At 63.0% G+C, this 16917-nt stretch carries 13 protein-coding genes and 1 pseudogene; 5 read left to right on the forward strand and 9 right to left on the reverse strand.

The genetic code is table 11. From position 1 onward, the window contains the following. Positions 1–85: 85 nt before the first annotated feature. Entirely contained in the window at positions 86–1018 is a 933-nt protein-coding gene (locus DXT59_RS00615; protein WP_116134873.1) for a LysR family transcriptional regulator, read from the reverse strand. Continuing rightward, positions 1015–2592 carry a methyl-accepting chemotaxis protein gene (locus DXT59_RS00620; RefSeq protein WP_116134969.1) on the reverse strand — a complete coding sequence of 526 codons (1578 nt, stop codon included), beginning with the start codon at positions 2590–2592 and terminating at the stop codon, positions 1015–1017. The genes DXT59_RS00615 and DXT59_RS00620 overlap by 4 nt, the downstream gene beginning before the upstream one ends. 373 nt (positions 2593–2965) lie before the next feature. On the opposite strand from DXT59_RS00620, the gene DXT59_RS00630 reads away from it, so the two are divergent. The 3 genes and pseudogenes from DXT59_RS00630 to DXT59_RS00640 all read left to right on the forward strand — a co-directional run bounded on the left by DXT59_RS00630 (position 2966) and on the right by DXT59_RS00640 (position 8863). After that, on the forward strand, positions 2966–3757 hold the full coding sequence (locus DXT59_RS00630; protein WP_275895751.1) for a putative hydro-lyase: 792 nt from the start codon (positions 2966–2968) through the stop codon (positions 3755–3757). A gap of 42 nt (positions 3758–3799) precedes the next feature. Continuing rightward, entirely contained in the window at positions 3800–5116 is a 1317-nt protein-coding gene (locus DXT59_RS00635) for an MFS transporter (protein ID WP_116134878.1), read from the forward strand. A 41-nt stretch (positions 5117–5157) separates the two neighbouring features. Next, positions 5158–8863 (forward strand): annotated as a pseudogene (locus DXT59_RS00640) (hydantoinase B/oxoprolinase family protein). 41 nt (positions 8864–8904) lie between these two features. On the opposite strand, the gene DXT59_RS00645 reads toward DXT59_RS00640, so the two are convergent. Then, positions 8905–9642: an SDR family oxidoreductase gene (locus DXT59_RS00645; RefSeq protein WP_116134880.1), complete on the reverse strand. Its 738-nt coding sequence runs from the start codon at positions 9640–9642 to the stop codon at positions 8905–8907. A 105-nt stretch (positions 9643–9747) separates the two neighbouring features. On the opposite strand from DXT59_RS00645, the gene DXT59_RS00650 reads away from it, so the two are divergent. Beyond that, positions 9748–10665 (forward strand): AraC family transcriptional regulator, encoded by a 918-nt coding sequence (locus DXT59_RS00650; protein WP_116134882.1) that lies wholly within the window; start codon positions 9748–9750, stop codon positions 10663–10665. A gap of 35 nt (positions 10666–10700) precedes the next feature. Here the strand turns inward: DXT59_RS00650 and DXT59_RS00655 are convergent, their stop codons facing one another. Next, positions 10701–11609: an NAD(P)/FAD-dependent oxidoreductase gene (locus DXT59_RS00655; protein ID WP_116134884.1), complete on the reverse strand. Its 909-nt coding sequence runs from the start codon at positions 11607–11609 to the stop codon at positions 10701–10703. A gap of 150 nt (positions 11610–11759) precedes the next feature. On the opposite strand from DXT59_RS00655, the gene DXT59_RS00660 reads away from it, so the two are divergent. Continuing rightward, complete coding sequence (locus DXT59_RS00660; RefSeq protein WP_116134972.1) at positions 11760–12203, forward strand: RrF2 family transcriptional regulator; 444 nt, start codon at positions 11760–11762, stop codon at positions 12201–12203. A 26-nt stretch (positions 12204–12229) separates the two neighbouring features. Here DXT59_RS00660 and DXT59_RS00665 read toward each other — a convergent pair whose 3' ends face one another. The 5 genes from DXT59_RS00665 to DXT59_RS00685 all read right to left on the reverse strand — a co-directional run bounded on the left by DXT59_RS00665 (position 12230) and on the right by DXT59_RS00685 (position 16897). Then, positions 12230–12772: a hypothetical protein gene (locus DXT59_RS00665; RefSeq protein WP_116134888.1), complete on the reverse strand. Its 543-nt coding sequence runs from the start codon at positions 12770–12772 to the stop codon at positions 12230–12232. A gap of 22 nt (positions 12773–12794) precedes the next feature. Beyond that, entirely contained in the window at positions 12795–13475 is a 681-nt protein-coding gene (locus DXT59_RS00670; RefSeq protein ID WP_116134891.1) for a YceH family protein, read from the reverse strand. 86 nt (positions 13476–13561) lie between these two features. Next, positions 13562–14971 (reverse strand): DHA2 family efflux MFS transporter permease subunit, encoded by a 1410-nt coding sequence (locus DXT59_RS00675; RefSeq protein ID WP_116134894.1) that lies wholly within the window; start codon positions 14969–14971, stop codon positions 13562–13564. A 59-nt stretch (positions 14972–15030) separates the two neighbouring features. After that, entirely contained in the window at positions 15031–15474 is a 444-nt protein-coding gene (locus DXT59_RS00680; RefSeq protein ID WP_116134897.1) for a MarR family winged helix-turn-helix transcriptional regulator, read from the reverse strand. 103 nt (positions 15475–15577) lie between these two features. After that, positions 15578–16897 carry a dienelactone hydrolase family protein gene (locus DXT59_RS00685; protein WP_162877882.1) on the reverse strand — a complete coding sequence of 440 codons (1320 nt, stop codon included), beginning with the start codon at positions 16895–16897 and terminating at the stop codon, positions 15578–15580. Between the last annotated feature and the right edge of the window lie 20 nt (positions 16898–16917).

Below are 16917 nucleotides of genomic sequence, written 5' to 3' on the forward strand. Positions count from 1 at the left end.
GGATGGTGAGTATCACCAAGTATCACTAGTTTTGAGAAGTATCAAAATAGATGATACTTCATGATACCAATCCGGCAGCAGCGCGTCAGAGGGCTTCGATAAGATCGCGCCGCTTGGTGCGGCAATAGGCCGTGCAAGCGATATGCGCGGCGCTCGCGGCTGCGTTGACCATCGCGCTGGCATTGGCCGGCTTGCACACGGAAACCACGATCGGCGGTGGGACCGGCTTCAACGGCAATTCGACGAACTCGCCCGTGCGCAACTCCTCTGTCACGAATAGGCTGGGAATACAGGCCACGCCGTAACCATCGCGCACGAGCTGAACGATCGCGGCGACCGAAGGGGAGCACGTCACGCGCGTGTGCTCGGGCCGGACGTTCTCTTGGCGCGCGAGCGTGAGCACGATGCTTTGCAAGGCAACCTGGGGAGCGGTACCGCGGCCGAAGGTCAAGATCGGACGCTGAAGCACGCGCGCGGCTAGGCCCGCCGTGCGCCGCGACAGTAAGCCGCGCTTCGCGATCCACCGCACGGGATAGCTTGCGATCGCACTCGAGGCGATCTTCGTGCTGTCGATTCCCTCCACGCGGATAACCAAATCGAGTTCGCCCGCCAGCAATCGTTGCTGCAAAACCGCGCTCGAATCGACGGTCAGGTCGACGTCAAGTTGCGGAAATTTGGCATTGAGATGCGTGACATAGTGAGCAAGCCAAGAATGCACGAGCGTCTCGATGACGCCCAAGCGTAGTTTTCCGCCGACGACGACCTCCTCTCCGGCGGCCTCGCGCAGCGCGCGCGCCGCATCGACCACGTTGCGCGCGAGCCCGAGCAAGCTCTCGCCCGCCGGCGTCAGGCGAAATTGGTTCGTCGACCGGTCGACGAGTTCGGTGCGCAGCTCGTCTTCGAGCGATTTGATCCGTAACGAAATCGTCGCCGGCGTGGCGTGCAGCACGCGCGCCGTGGCGCGAAAGCTTTCGAGCTCCGCCAGCGTAACGAAAGTTTCGACGAATCGCGTATTCATCGCCTAGCGCGCAACGCCCCCTCTTCGGCAACGCGAAACGCTTGCATCGCCTCGCCAAGTTGCTGGGCTTGCTCGTTGAGCGAAACCGCCGCCGCGGCCGCCTGTTCCACGAGCGCCGCGTTTTGTTGCGTCGCGCCGTCCATCTGCGAGATCGCTCGATTGACTTCGTCGATACCGATGCTCTGTTGGCTCGATGCCGTGGCAATCTCATCGACGATCGTCGTTACGCGCTTGACGGCCGCAACGATGCTCTCCATCGCATCACCCGCGCTTTCCGCGAGCGCCGCCCCGCTCTCGACTTGTGCCAGCGACGTATCCACCAGCACCCGGATCTCCTTCGCGGCCGCCGCACTGCGCTGCGCCAAGCTACGAACCTCGCTCGCAACCACCGCGAAGCCGCGCCCGTGCTCGCCCGCCCGCGCGGCCTCGACGGCCGCGTTCAGTGCCAGGATGTTGGTTTGGAACGCGATGCTGTCGATGACCGACGTGATATCCGCCACCTTTTTCGAACTCTCGGCGATCGCCCTGACCTTGCTCACGACATCGCCGACCACACCGCCGCCGCGCTCCGCCTCCGATGACGCGCTAGCCGCCACCTCCGTCGCCCGCGACGCGTTTTCCGCGTTTTGCTTGACCGTCGAGGTAAGCTCGTCCATGGCCGCCGCGGTTTGTTCGAGCGATGCCGCTTGCTGCTCGGTACGGCTCGACAAATCGCCGTTGCCTGTGGCGATCTCGGCAGCCGCACCCCGGATCGTCTCCGCCGCGGACTTCACGCGCGATACGGTGCCCGCGAGCGTATCGCGTGTGTATGCAATGGCGGAGACGATACTGTCGTCGTCCCCTTGCGCGACATCGATGCGTCCCGTCAAATCGCCCGACGCGATTTGGCGCGCCAATTCGGCGGCCTTCGCCGGCTCGCCGCCCACCGAGCGGCGCACGCTCTTCACGGCGAGCGAGGTCAGAATCGAAATCGCCACGCCAAGTACGATCAGGACCGCGAACGAGGTACCGAGCGTGCGATAGAAAGCCGCTTGGATATCGTCCTGGTACACGCCCGCAATAAAATCCCAATTCCACGGCTTATAGCGTTTGACGAATCCTAGCTTCGAACTCGGCGCCGTCTCGCCCGGCTTCGGCCACCAGTATTCGACGTAACCCATCCCGTCCGGCGATGCGCCGGCCGCCGCGATGTCCCGATAGAGCAAGTTGCCCTTCGAGTCTTTCCACTGCGACATGTCCTTGCCATTGAGCTTCGGCGCCATCGGGTGCATGACCACGACCGAATCCGCTCCGACGACGGTCACATAGCCATTGCCGCTATAACGAAGGTCGGCAATACGCGCGAGCGCTTGCTGCTTGGCGGCATCCGCGGGAAGTTTGCCCGCTTGCGCGTCGCGATCGAGGCCGGCGGCGATCGAATACGCCGCCTCCGTGACATCGGCAAGCGCGTGCTTGCGCTCGGTCAGTTGCATTTCGCGCATCTGCATGGCGTGCCAGACCGTGAGCGTAAGCAACCCCACCCAAGTCAGGAGCAGCGGGATCCAAAGCTTTTGTCGCAGGGATAAGCGGGACATGATGTTTTCTTTCTTCAGACGAAATAGGCGATTCAGACGGTGGGCACGGCGCGGCGCACACCACTCGCGGCCCTTCTGCATAACGGCATCCATGCGCGAATGTTAAGTGAATCGAAGACCTATCCCCTCTCGCTTCGATGCGTCGATTCCATCCCCAAGCATGAACTAAGTCAATCCGGCCGACCGCCTATAACGCCGCGCGTATCGCCTTGAAACCCTTCTCCCGCTTGATTTTTATCTCAATCCAATGCCGATTCTGCGCGCGCCGCTTTGGGGAAAACCCGGATAAAACCGTTAAGAGAAACTTGACAGCAGCGCGCGGAATAACTTGCTGGCGCGTCATTTTTTTCAAACCTAATCTGCTCATCAAGCCATCTCATCGAGGAATGCCGTCATGCCGTATCGATTCCGCCAACTCGTTCGCCACAAGGACTTCAAGGGGCCGACCGCCGGCCAATGCGGCGAGTACGCGCAAGCCAATCTCGTGATCGTCCCGAGCGCCTACGCCGAGGATTTCCTCCGGTTCTGCGTAAGAAACCCTAAGGCGTGCCCGCTCTTGGGCGTCGGCGAGCGCGGCCAATGGAACGTGCCCTCGCTAGGAGAGGATCTCGATCTGCGCACCGACGTCCCGGGCTACAACGTCTATCGCAACGGCGAATTGAGCGAACAGCCCGACGACATCGTCTCTCTTTGGAACGACGATCTCGTGGCGTTCGCGATCGGCTGCTCGTTCTCGTTCGAGCAGATGCTGGCGAACGAACGCATCGGACTACGCCACGTGGAAGAAGGCGTCAACGTGCCGATGTTCCGCACCGATATCGACAACGTGCCAGCCGGTCCGTTCGGCGGGAAACTCGTCGTATCGATGCGGCCGATGACGGGCGCGAACGCCATCCGCGCGGTGCAGGTCACGAGCCGCTTTCCTTCCGTGCACGGCGCCCCCGTCCATTTGGGCAGCCCGCGTGCGATCGGTATCGCCGATCTGTCGCGCCCCGACTACGGGGACGCCGTAACGATCCATGAAAACGAACTGCCTGTGTTCTGGGCCTGCGGCGTCACACCGCAAAGCGCGTTGGAAGCCGCGCGGCTGCCGTTTGCCATTGCTCATCGCCCGGGCCACATGCTCGTAACCGACATCCCCAACGCATCGCTCGCCGTCCTTTGACGCGGCCTGCCGGTGCATGCACGTCGTAGTGAGGAGACTGTAATGAATTCCGAAGCACGCTACCCCGAGATCGAACACGCCGACGATGCCGGAGGCAACGCCGCCGGACACGGCGGTCATGCACTGTTCGCTTGGTACGGCCATTTGCGCGCGAACGAACGCCGCGCATTTTGGAGTTGCAAAGCGGGCTACGCCCTCGATGCGATGGATACGCAATTCTTAAGCTTCGTCATCCCCACGCTGATCGCAACGTGGGGATTGACCTCCGGCCAAGCGGGCCTCATCGGCACCGTCACACTCTTGATGTCCGCGCTCGGCGGCTGGATCGCGGGCATCCTGTCCGATCGGATCGGGCGCGTACGCACGCTGCAGATCACGATCGTCTGGTTCGCGCTCTTCACGCTCGCCTGCGCATTCGCGCAGAACTTCACGCAACTGCTCGTCGCACGCGGGTTGATGGGCTTGGGATTCGGCGGCGAATGGACGGCCGGCGCCGTATTGATGGGAGAAGTGATCCGCGCCCGCGACCGCGGCAAGGCGGTCGGCATGGTTCAAGCGGGCTGGGCGATCGGCTGGGCCGTCTCCGCCGGACTCTATACGCTCGTCTTTTCGCTACTGCCCGCCGAAACCGCTTGGCGCGCACTGTTCGCCCTCGGCATCGCGCCCGCGCCGTTCGTGATCTTCATCCGCCGCTTGGTGGAAGAGCCCGAGGTGCACCGGCTGGCCAAAGCGCAAGAGCGCGAGACGAACACCGCGCACTCGTTCATGGAGATATTCGGCGCCGACATGTGGTTCACGACACTGCGCACAGCCCTGCTCGCCACCGGCGCGCAAGGCGGCTACTACGCCATCACGACGTGGCTCCCGACTTACCTTAAGACGGAACAGCACCTGAGCGTCATCGGTACCGGCGGATATCTGGCCGTCATCATCGCGGGGTCGTACGCGGGCTATCTGTGCGGCGCCTGGCTTTCCGACCGAGCCGGTCGAAAGCTTGCCTTCATCACGTACGCCCTCGCTTCGATGATCATTGCGATTGCCTATACACATCTGTCGCTCGATAACACGCTCTTGCTGATCCTGGGATTCCCGCTCGGGTTTTTCGCATCGGGGATTTTTTCGGGGATGGGCGCGTTCATGTCGGAACTCTTTCCCACGCGCGTCCGTGGATCCGGCCAGGGCTTTTGTTACAACTTCGGCCGTGCCGTAGGCGCAGCGTTTCCGTTCCTCATCGGCTACGTCGCGCAAAAGATGGCGCTCGGCGCCGCGATCGGCACTTTCGCCGCCTGCGCCTACGGCGTCGTCATACTGGCTGCCCTTACGCTGCCCGAAACACGCGGCGCGCAATTGAAGCACTGATCCCCGCATCGCCCTTTATCGAAACCATGAAGTACGACGACATGAAGCACAATCCAGAGACAATTACTTCGGACTCCGAACGATGGCAATTTTGGGTAGACCGCGGCGGCACGTTCACGGATATCGTCGCGCGGCGTCCCGACGGTACGCTGGTCACTCATAAGGTCCTATCGGAAAATCCCGAGCGTTATCGCGACTCCGCCGTGCAGGGCATTCGCGAGTTGCTCGGCGTGCCGGACGGTGCCCCCGTCCCCGCCGAACGGATCGAATGCGTTCGCATGGGCACGACCGTCGCCACGAATGCGCTGCTCGAGCGCAAAGGAGAGCGCACGGTCCTCGCGATCACGAAGGGTTTCGCGGATGCGTTACGTATCGCCTATCAGAACCGGCCCAAGCTGTTCGTGCGCCGGATCGAGCTCCCCACGCTGTCGGCCCAAGCTGTTCGTGCGCCGGATCGAGCTCCCCACGCTGTTATATGAACGCGTCGTGGAGATTGACGAGCGCATCGGGGCGAGAGGCGAACGCGTGCGGGAGCTCGACGAGGCCGCTGCTCGCGCCGCGCTTGAGCAGGCCTACGATGACGGCATCCGGTCCTGCGCCATCGTCTTGATGCACGCCTATCGTCACCCGGAGCATGAGCGGCGGCTCAAGGCCATCGCGCAAGACATCGGATTCACGCAAATCTCCGTCAGTCACGAAGTCAGCCCGCTCATGAAGCTAGTCTCGCGCGGCGATACGACCGTCGTAGATGCCTACCTCTCGCCGGTGTTGCGTCACTACGTGCGGCAAGTGGAGAGCGAACTCGGCGCGGTGCCGCTGCAATTCATGCAAAGCAACGGGGGTTTGACCGACGCTCATCGCTTCCAAGGCAAGGACGCGATCCTCTCGGGCCCCGCGGGCGGCATCGTCGGAGCAGCGCAAGTGGCTGCGCTCGCGGGCTTCGATCGCATTATCGGCTTCGATATGGGCGGCACCTCGACCGACGTCACGCACTATGCGGGAGAATACGAGCGCGACTTCGTCACGGAGGTGGCGGGCGTACGCATTCGCGCGCCGATGATGAAGATCCATACCGTCGCCGCCGGTGGCGGCTCGATCTGCACCTTCGATGGAACGCGTTTGCGCGTAGGTCCGGAAAGCGCCGGGGCCAATCCGGGCCCGGCGGCCTACCGGCGCGGCGGCCCGTTGACCGTCACCGATTGCAACGTCATGACCGGTAAGCTCGATCCGCGGTGGTTTCCGAGCGTGTTCGGTCCGCACGGGGACGAACCGCTCGACGACGCGATCGTCGAGCAACGGTTCGCGCAATTGGCCGCCGCCGTTTCAGCCTCGACGGGGATCGAGCGCACGCCGGAGGAGGTCGCCGAAGGATTTTTGAAAATCGCGGTCGAAAACATGGCCAACGCGATCAAACAGATTTCGGTCCAGCGCGGCTACGACGTCACGCAATATACGCTCGCCTGCTTCGGCGGCGCCGGCGGACAGCACGCCTGCCTCGTGGCGGACGCGCTCGGCATGACGCGCGTATTCATTCATCCGCTCGCGGGTGTGCTGTCGGCATACGGCATGGGCCTCGCCGATGTCCGCGCGCTGCGCCAGCGAGCGATGGAAGTGCCGCTGAACGAACGCGCGCTGGCCGATTGCCGGGCCGCCTTCGCCGAGCTGGCCGAAGCCGCGCGCGACGAAGTCGCCGCGCAACGGATCGACGACAGCCGCATCGCGCTGCGCCATAAACTGCACGTCAAATACGACGGCACCGATACGGCGCTCGAAGTCGATTTCGGCGACGACGTCGCGGCGGTCATCACGCAATTCGAAACGCTTTACCGCACGCGCTATGGCTTTCTGATGCCCAATCGCGAATTGGTCGTCGAGGCCGTGGCCGTCGAGGCGATCGGCAGCACCCGTCAAGCGGCGGAAGAGCACTGGCCGCTCGCCGAAACAGCGTCGATGCAGCCGAACCCCATGATTTCAGCACGCGTGTTTACAGGCGGACAATGGCGCGAGGCACCTGTCTACGATCGCGATTCGATGGCGCCGGGCGCGCGGATCGACGGCCCTGCGATCATCAAGGAACGCACGGGTACGACGATCGTCGAGCCGGGTTGGCAACTGGCCGTGACGCGCCACAATCATATGGTCGTAGAGCGCACGACTCCGCTGGAAGCGCGTCACGCAGCGGGCACCCAGGCCGATCCGGTACTGCTCGAAGTGTTCAATAACCTGTTCATGTCGATCGCCGAGCAAATGGGCGTGACGCTCGCGAACACCTCGTACTCGGTCAACATCAAGGAGCGGCTGGACTTCTCTTGCGCCCTATTCGATGCCGGCGGCAACTTGATCGCCAACGCACCGCACATGCCCGTCCATCTCGGCTCGATGGGCGAAAGCGTGCGCACCGTCATCGAACGCCGGGGGGGAACCATGCGGCCCGGCGATGCATTCGCCCTCAACGCGCCGTATGCGGGCGGCACGCACTTGCCCGATGTCACCGTCATCATGCCCGTATTCGCTTCGGACTCGAACGAGCCGGAGTTTTACGTGGCGGCACGCGGGCATCATGCCGATATCGGCGGCGTGACGCCGGGATCGATGCCGCCCGATTCGGTTCACGTCGACGAGGAGGGTGTGCTGCTCGATAACGTCCAACTCGTCGCCGAGGGCCGCTTCCTCGAGGCTCGCCTGCGCGACAAGCTCCTATCGGGCCGCTGGCCCGTGCGCAACGTCGAGCAAAATCTGGCCGACCTGCGGGCGCAAGTGGCCGCCTGCACGAAGGGCGCGCAGGAACTCGAGCGGATGTGCGCGCAATTCGGCATCGATACGGTGCGGGCCTATATGCAGCACGTGCAGGACAACGCCGAGGAAGTCGTGCGACGGACCCTCTCGGTGCTCAAAGACGGACGCTTCGAGTACGCCTTCGACGACGGCGCAAAAATCGTCGTCAGCGTCTCGATCGACAAAGTCCAGCGTTCGGCCGTCATCGATTTTACCGGCACGAGCGAACAGCAGCCCAATAACTTCAACGCGCCGTCCGCGATTTGCAAAGCGGCCGTGCTCTATGTCTTCCGTACGCTGGTGGATGAGGATATACCGCTGAACGCAGGCTGCCTAAAGCCGCTCGAGATCCGCATTCCCGAAGGCTCGATGCTCAATCCGCGCTATCCGGCGGCCGTCGTCGCCGGCAACGTCGAGACGTCGCAAGTCGTGACCGATGCGCTTTACGGCGCGCTCGGCGTCATGGCGGGCGCCCAGGGCACGATGAATAACTTTACGTTCGGTAACGACCGTCACCAGTACTATGAGACGATCTGCGGCGGATCGGGCGCGGGCCCTACGTTCGATGGATGCAGCGCCGTGCAGACCCATATGACGAACTCGCGTTTGACCGATCCGGAAGTGCTCGAATGGCGCTTCCCCGTGCGGCTCGATGCGTTCGGCGTGCGGCTAGGGAGCGGCGGAGCCGGCCGGCATCGCGGCGGCGACGGAACCGAAAGGCGTGTGCGCTTCCTCGAACCGATGACGGCCGTCATGCTTGCAAACCGGCGTCTCGTGCCGCCGTTCGGACTGGAGGGAGGCGGCCCGGGCGCCGTGGGCGCGAACTGGATCGAGCGCAACGACGGCACGCGCGAGTACTTCGGCGCACGGCATCGCATGCAGGTACGGGAGGACGATGTCGTCGTGATTCAAACGCCGGGCGGTGGCGGCTACGGCCCGGCTGAGGGTTACAACGCAAAACGCTCGTCCTGAGCGACGGAGGCAACGCGCGGCTCGCCCGCGCGTTGTCTCATTCAGCCGAACAGCGCGACCGCGTCCTCGCCCGCCGGGATGCGATTGGGACACGACGGATCGGTTGCCGCGCGCCATACCGCTTCGGCCACATCGATCGAGCGCGTGACGGCCGTCGATTGCTCCCACTGTTTGAAGATGCCCTGCGCCATTTCGGCATACGGCTCCGGGAAGCCGTCGCGCATCCGCGGTTGGGCGTTCTCGCCGAAGCGCGTATCGGGCGCGCGGCCGGGCAGCACCAAAGTTGCACGCACGTTGAACGGCGCCAACTCGAGCGCAAGCGATTCCGTAAATGCATTGACCGCTGCCTTGCTCGCCGTATAGACGGACAGCAAGGGGAGCGACCTCAGCGTGACAGTGGAGGTCACGTTGACGATGACGCCCGCGCGCCGCTGCCTGAACTGAGGGAGAAAGGCCTGCGTCATCGCGATGGTTCCGAGCGTATTCGTTTCGAACACTTCACGCGCGATATCCATCGACGTGCCTTCCAGCGCATTGAGCACGCCAATGCCTGCGTTGTTGACGAGGACATCGATGGGACCGGCCGTCTGCACCGCGCGCCGGATACTCTCGGGGTCCGTGACGTCGAGCTCCAGTAGTTGCAAGTGTTCGGCGCGCGGCAACACGTCTTCGCGCGGGGTCCGCATGGTGGCGATCACTCGCCAGTCGCGCGCGAGAAAGTGGCGGGCGATTTCAAGGCCGAAACCAGATGAGCAGCCGGTGATCAGAACGGTTTTCATAAAAGCGGGCACTCCTATCGAGCGTTAGCGGTACGCAAACGATAGGCCTCCAAAGCCGGATTCGCTACAATTCAAAGTCCAAGTTTCGTTCGCGAGAGTCCGGTCATGGTTGATCCGTTGTCCGAAGTGGTTCTGCTGCTCCAACCGAGCGCATCGGTCTCCAAGGTCGTGAACTGCGCGGGTCGATGGCGCGTTCGGCGGTACGATGCGAACGAGCCGCTGTATTGCGTCATCCTCGATGGCGTTTGCACCTTGACCGTCGATGGTCAAGCACCGATCACGCTCCAAGCGGATGATTTCATTCTCATCCCCTCGTCATCGAGCCTGACGATGTCGAGTCTCACGCCGCCGATATCGGACGCCGCCGATAGTCCCCCCGTGGTGCTGCCGAACGGCGAATTCAGTCTCGGCACACGAGGGGTATCCCCCGAAGTTCGTTTTTTGGTGGGCCATTGCATCTTCGGTTCGCCCGATGCGGCATTGCTCGTATCGCTGCTGCCTAGCCTCGTTCATATACGCGGCGAGCGCCGCTTGAGGACGCTCGTGCAACTCGTGGTCGACGAATTCCGTTCGGCGCGACCCGCGCGCGACATCGTACTGGCGCGGTTATTGGAAGTGCTGTTTATCGAGGCGTTTCGCTCGACCTCCGGCACCGCGCTATCGCCCGGCCTGTTGCGCGGGCTCGGCGACGAGCGCCTGGCCGTTGCGATCCGTTGCATGCACGAGAGCCCGACGCGAGCGTGGACTGTCGCGCAGCTCGCCAAGCACGCCGCGCTGTCGCGCTCGGCATTTTTCGATCGATTCAATCGCGCGGTAGGAATGGCGCCGATGGAATATCTGCATGCCTGGCGCATGGCATTGGCCAAGAAAATGCTATTGCGCAACGAGGGAAGCGTCGCGGAAGTGGCGCAACGCGTCGGCTACGGCTCCGCGAGCGCATTCAGCGTCGCGTTCGCTCGATTCGTCGGACTGCCGCCCTCGCAATACGCGCAAGCGCAGATGCAAATGCCGGCGGAACATTGATCGCGGCAACCCGAGCTCGGCCGTTGTGTTCCACCTTAGTCCGCGTAGATGAGCGACCGATGAGCGGCGACGCCGGCCATCACGCCGGACGCCGACGCGAACGTCGCATTCGTCATAGCCGTCGACGCATCGCCCGCCGCATAGACGCCGGCCACGCTCGTTTCCTTCCATTCGTCCACGCGAATGACAGGACCCAGCGGACCTTCGTCGATCGCGCAGCCCAGTTGCTCGGGAAGATCGCAGGTCATTTCCGTCCGAGCACCGATGAAGAGCGCATCGATCTGAATTTCTCGTCCGTCGATTAGGCGCAACGCGCTTATCGCCGGCGCCTCGCCCAATATCTCCGCCACGGGCGTACGTTCGATCTCCACGCCGCGCGCCCGCAGCCGCGCCGCTTCACGCTCATCCGGCTCGACGATTCCTTGCGTAAACCAGGTCGTCGGCCCCCAATCCGGGATCAGCATCGCTTGATGAATCGAGAGCGGATGCGTGGCGAGCACGCCGAGTCGCCGGTCGCCTACCTCGTACCCGTGACAGTAGGGACAGTGCAGCACGCTAATGCCCCACCGCTCGGCAAGCCCAGACAATGCCGGCGGGAGTATGTCCCGGATGCCCGTGGCCAAGATCAATCGGCTGGCTTGCGAGCACGAGCCATCGGCAAGCTCGATTCGAAAGCCGCCCGCCACGCGATGGGCTCGCTTCGCTTCACCGGTTACGAGCGATACCGTGGGGTACTTCAGCAATTGGCGCGTAGCGGCGGCGACGACGTCCGGTGGCGGCACGCCGTCCTGCCCGAAAAAGCCATGGGCATGCGACGCGAAGCGGTTTCGCGGCTTGCCCGCGTCGATCAATAGCACGCGGCGGCGCGCACGCGCCAATTGCATCGCTGCCGAAAGCCCCGCGAAACTACCGCCGACGATGAGGACGTCGTACTGTTCTTCCATGTCTGCTGTCCGAATGAAGTGAGACGTGTGTGCCGCCCGAGGTCCGGTTCGTCTCGTGATTTTTTCGATCTCATGAAACATCACAAGTTACATGATAGGACGGATGATATCATCACGCAACTTTTGATGTTTCGAGAGAACTGTTGCCAGATGAGAACCGATAGCCGGTTGTCCCGCCTACTGCATGCGCTCTTGCATATGGAGCATGCCGAGCGGCCTTTGACTTCCGATGCGATGGCCGAGATGCTCTGCACCAACCCGGTCGTCGTACGCCGGCTGCTCTCGGGTCTGCGCGAGAGCGGCTATGTCCGATCGGAAAAGGGGCATGGCGGCGGCTGGGTGCTGACCGTATCGCTCGATGACATCACCCTGCTCGATGTCTATCGCAGCGCGGGAGAACCCGCGCTGTTTTCCACACTCGTCACGGAAGACGATCCGCAATGCCTCGTCGAGCAGGCCGTCAACGCGCACCTCGCGGCAACCGTTCAGGAAGCCGAAAAAGCGTTGCTCGCGAAGCTCGGCAAGGTGACCTTGGGCGACTTATCGCGCGAGATCAAGAAGAAGGGAAAGCGAATGAATCCGCCGCGCGGATGAGGCGGCCGATAATGCTTCGAGCGAGATCAATCGTGCGGGGCCGATTGCGCCGGCGCGGCGGAGCCACAGACGGCGGTGTCGCCGTAGATGAGTGTCATGCTGAGTGTCATGCCGGGCTCGAGTTTTAGACCCTGCGCCGCCGGCAGATTCATCGTCAGTAGCACTTCGTCGTTCTTTGGGCGCCAGGCGTACTTGACTTCCTTCACGACGAAATCGGTGAACGAGTGAATGGTGTTTTCATCGGCGGACACCTGCGGCGCTCCATACCGCCCGATCAGGTCGGATAGCTCGTTCACCGCACCGGCCGGCGTAAACGATTCGACTTTCGTCACGCCGCCCAATCGATCATTGCAATAGCGCAGGTGGTATGTTTCGAATGCACCGGTATCCGGGCTCCGCCTATTCACCACGGTTAAACCTTCGATCTGTCGCAGCTCATCGCCGTGCTCTTTCGCGGCACGTTCCACAGCGGCACGATCCTCGCCGCTCGTAAAGCCCCATACATCGAATGCCATGCACCGATTCGCCAGCACCAGCAGAAGGATCGGAATCAGGCGTACCGCTTTCATTGCGTATCCGTCCTCGTCTCGCTCAGTCCTGCGCGGGGCGATCGGCGGACATGCCCAGTTCGGCGGCCATCCGCTCGACCAGTGCGCGCAATTGAGCGACCTCGCCCGCCAGGCGCTGCTGCTCCGCTCTCAAAGCCTCGAACTCGGTCGTCGCGATCGGCTCTTGCGAGGACGCGCGCGCGGCGGCAACGACGTCGATGCTGACTTCGCCGCACATCAAATGCATCCAGCGGTTTTCCCGCTCGCCGGGCGCGCACGGCAGTTTCACGACGAGCGCCGGAGTGCGCGCGGCAAGCTCCTCGAGGAAAGCCTCGACCGACGAGTTGTCGGCGAAACCGTGCAGACGTGCCGCGTTCAGGCGCAGTTCGGCCGCCGTCTGCGGGCCGCGCAATAGCAGCACCGTCAGCAACGCGGCCGACTGGCTCGGAATCCCGAGCACACGATTCATGTTGTGTTCGAAGCGCGTAACGCGGCTGCTGCTTGCCTCCATCACGAGGCTAAGGCGCTTCAAACCATCGACAGCGGTCTGGACCTCGGGCTCGGTCACGCTCATGACAGGCGAGCGAGCCGTTTTCTGATTGCAGCCCGCCGTCAGCGCGTTCAGCGACAGCGGATAGGTATCGGGGACGGTGTGCTGCTTTTCGACCAGCACGCCGAGGACACGGGCTTCGAGGGGAGAGAGCTCACGCAAGGGTTGAGTCATGACGCGACGGCATACGGTGAAGGCGGACCGATATGATATCGCGGCTGCAAGAGACACCCGTACTTCGAGCAGCCCGATCGCGCTGGCTACCGCAGCTCGGAGCGCCGCCGAGACGGAAGCGCCATTGCCGCAAGGCCGGTCAGCGCATGCAATCCGGCAAGCAGCAAAAAGGCCCACATCCAAGCGTTGGCACCCGCGCCCGTCTCGCCGCGCCCGAGCATCGCAGCAAGAAAGACCGCGCACAGCGTAGTCAGTGTCGGCCCGCCTAGCCGCTGCGCGATATTCATCGTGGTAGTGGCCATCGACAGCCGGCGCCGTTCCACCGACGCATAGGCGACGGACATCGTCGGCAGGCCCACCGCGCCCTGCCCCATTCCGCGAACGAACAACGCGCACGGGAGCACCCAGGAGTCGCCCCGGTAATAGGCCAATGCGGCTAAACCGAGCGTCGCGCACACGGCGAGCGCGGCGCCCGCGCAAGCCACCGTACGTGCCCCGAAACGCTCCGTCAAAAATCCGAGCGACGGATAGGTCAGCATCATCCCGAGCCCCAACGGCGCAAGCATCCATCCCATCGCCGCGGGCGAGCGGCCGCACGCCTCGATCAGATAAAGCGGGATAAGCATCTGTCCCGAGAACGACACGCCGTTCGAGAGAAATTGAGCGACCGACGCGGCCGCAAATACTTTGCTGCGAAACTGAGCGAGATCGATCAGTGCCCGCTCCCCTTTTCGCCGCTGAACGTAGATGAACGCGGCAAGCAGCGTGCAGCCCGCTATTGTCGCGGCCGCCCCCGCGCGTTGTTCGGCGCCGAACAAGACCAACGCCAGCCCGGGAGACAGTAAAACGAGGCCCAGCCAATCGAGTTCGCGCGACGCGCGCTCATCTTTGTCATCCGGCAAGAAGCGCACGGCCAGCAAGACGGCAACGATGCCGACGGGAAGGTTGACGACGAAAAGCCAACGCCATGATCCATAGTGCAGAATCGCGCCAGCAATAACGGGCCCCAAGAGCGGCCCGAGCAAAATCGGAAACGCCGCATAGCCGGCGATACGCGTGAACTGACTGCCGGCCGCCCGCTTCATCATCAATTGCGCCATCGGTGCGAGCAGGCCGCCGCTCACGCCTTGCAGGAGACGAAAGCCAATCAATGAGGAAACCGACCACGCGAGGCCGCACAATCCCGAACTGACCGTGAAGAGCGAGAAGCACCAGAGATACAGCGCCTTCCCGCCGATGCGTTCAACGAGCCAGCCATTCAACGGCAAGACGAACGTCAGCGCGAGCAGATAGCCGCTCGTGACCCATTGAATGGCCGGCAGCGAAGCGTGCAAGTCGAGCGCGAGACTCGACAACGATACGTTGACGATCGTCGCATCCAATTGCGCGAGCAGCGAGCCGAGCGCCACGACGATCGTGATTTTCCAGACCGACGGATCGAGCGCCTCGCGAGGTCGCGCATCGAGCCGCACGTCTTTTTCATTGTCGTAGTCCATCCGCTGTTTCCCGGTCGATTGACCCGCTCGATGCAGCGGGCGACGCGCGCTGCTCGTCGTCAGGACCCGCCGAGCCGGCGAATAATCGGCAACGCCGCCGCTAACGTCCGCAATTCAGTCGGATCGAGTTTCGCCAGCGCTTCGACGAGCCAATCGCGTTTGGCCATGCTGCGCTGCCGCCGTGCCTCGAGACCCTTCGAAGTCAGCACGAACAGAATTTGACGGCCGTCGGTTGGATGAGGCTTGCGCTCGACGCATCCCTGCTCTTCGAGAATCGACAGGATCGATTTCATCGATTGAGGCCTCATCGATTCGGCGCGAGCGAGATCCGCGGTCGTCATCGGCCCGTCGCGTTCAAGCCGCCCAAGCACACTCGCCTCGGAAAGATTGAACTCGCTGGAATGGGCTTCCGAGCGAAGCTTGCGGACGAGCTGGCCGATCGCCGGCATCAACTCGGCAACGATGAGATCCAACGAGAGATCGGGGGGGCGTGTGGGCGTCATAGGTATCGAAGATATAACACGACAGATTAACTTGCAAGTTAATCTTACTATCTGTCGGTTCGATTTGTCGACACCGATACGATGCACCCGTGCAACGGCGCGACTACTTTGCCGCCCACACCACGTCGCCGTCGACCGAATAAACGCGACAACCCGTATGCCCGTTCGCGCACTGGGCCAAGGCGTCGTTGACCGGATCGACACCGGACGCCGCACCCCACGCACCGTCGGGCGCAATCGCAAATGCCCGGGGCCGGCGCGAGGCGAGATAGCGCGTATAAGCGAGCCGTCCGTCCGCGCGCAAATACGGTACCGCCTTGAGGTCCTGAAGGGCCGCAAAGTGCGTGGCGGGTGGCGCCGACTCCTGACGCGGCCATACGACCGTGTCGTCGACCGCATAGAGTTGGCAGTACTTCGAACGCGCCCAGCATTGCCGCATCGCGCTGCGCATCGGATCGAAACTGCCCGAGACCCAGGCGCCGTTAGTACTGCCGATGGCCAGTGCCTTGGGCGTCGGCGCAGCGAGATAGCTCTCGTACAGCGTTACCTTCTGCGCTTCGCTGAGATAGGGCACTGCCAACGCATCGCCGATCGTTGCATAGCCGCTGGCTTTCGGCGCGGGACGCGGCAGGTATTCCTGATTGATTTCGCGATTTGGCATGCCGATGCGCGCCAAAAACGCATCGGCGTTGGCCACCCACAGCGGCAGGCCAGCGCCCGAAGCCGTCATGGCGTGAGCGTCTTTCTGAAAGGCCCCGTAGTCCACCAGCTCGGCGTGCGCGCCGGCTCCCGAGTAGCGGGCGTACATTGCGCGCCATGTGGCTACCGAGAAAATCTGATCGTTGTCACCGTAGAACCAGATCGAAGGCAACCGCGTGCGGGCGCCCAGGTCGGCGGAAGCCGAAATCAGGCTCTCGTCGGGCGTTTTGCAATCGGATTCTTTGACGCCTCCCGCGAAATTGAGCAAGCCTTTCACGTCCGAAGGGTTGCTCGCGCCGAATACTAGCGTGTTCCACCCACCCATGCTCTTGCCGGCGACTACGATCTTCGACGTATCGATGCCCGGAAGCTCTTTGATCGAATCGAGAACCTTGCGAATATCCTTGGCGGCGTCCCCACCGATGGCCAGCACGTCGCACCCGTGCGGCATCGTATGACCGTAGGAGTGCGCATAGCCGCGCATCATCGGCATCGCAACGGCATAACCGCGCGAGAGGAAATACCACGGAATGAATTGATCGCCCACGCGCGGCGCATTAGCCGGGTCGTGCGATGCCCCATGATTGACAAGCGCAAGCGGAAAAAAGCCGTCGCTCGCGGAGTGCGCCGGCATATAGACCGTCACCTCCAAGCTAATCGGCGGCGATGCTTGAACCGGCACGCGAACGATTCGTTCGTTCAGCGGGGCCTCGGGTTCGATCACATCCGCGCTCGACGCCGATG

Origin of the sequence: Trinickia diaoshuihuensis (assembly GCF_003390925.1) — a bacterium.
Classification (GTDB): domain Bacteria; phylum Pseudomonadota; class Gammaproteobacteria; order Burkholderiales; family Burkholderiaceae; genus Trinickia; species Trinickia diaoshuihuensis.

What these genes read in the sequence shown, in the direction of transcription:
- DXT59_RS00620 (WP_116134969.1), bottom strand. Translation starts at nt 2,592, where the DNA reads ATGTCCCGCTTATCCCTGCGACAAAAGCTTTGGATCCCGCTGCTCCTG.
- DXT59_RS00650 (WP_116134882.1), top strand. Translation starts at nt 9,748, where the DNA reads ATGGTTGATCCGTTGTCCGAAGTGGTTCTGCTGCTCCAACCGAGCGCA.
- DXT59_RS00635 (WP_116134878.1), top strand. Translation starts at nt 3,800, where the DNA reads ATGAATTCCGAAGCACGCTACCCCGAGATCGAACACGCCGACGATGCC.
- DXT59_RS00680 (WP_116134897.1), bottom strand. Translation starts at nt 15,474, where the DNA reads ATGACGCCCACACGCCCCCCCGATCTCTCGTTGGATCTCATCGTTGCC.
- DXT59_RS00665 (WP_116134888.1), bottom strand. Translation starts at nt 12,772, where the DNA reads ATGAAAGCGGTACGCCTGATTCCGATCCTTCTGCTGGTGCTGGCGAAT.
- DXT59_RS00615 (WP_116134873.1), bottom strand. Translation starts at nt 1,018, where the DNA reads ATGAATACGCGATTCGTCGAAACTTTCGTTACGCTGGCGGAGCTCGAA.
- DXT59_RS00670 (WP_116134891.1), bottom strand. Translation starts at nt 13,475, where the DNA reads ATGACTCAACCCTTGCGTGAGCTCTCTCCCCTCGAAGCCCGTGTCCTC.
- DXT59_RS00655 (WP_116134884.1), bottom strand. Translation starts at nt 11,609, where the DNA reads ATGGAAGAACAGTACGACGTCCTCATCGTCGGCGGTAGTTTCGCGGGG.
- DXT59_RS00645 (WP_116134880.1), bottom strand. Translation starts at nt 9,642, where the DNA reads ATGAAAACCGTTCTGATCACCGGCTGCTCATCTGGTTTCGGCCTTGAA.
- DXT59_RS00675 (WP_116134894.1), bottom strand. Translation starts at nt 14,971, where the DNA reads ATGGACTACGACAATGAAAAAGACGTGCGGCTCGATGCGCGACCTCGC.
- DXT59_RS00660 (WP_116134972.1), top strand. Translation starts at nt 11,760, where the DNA reads ATGAGAACCGATAGCCGGTTGTCCCGCCTACTGCATGCGCTCTTGCAT.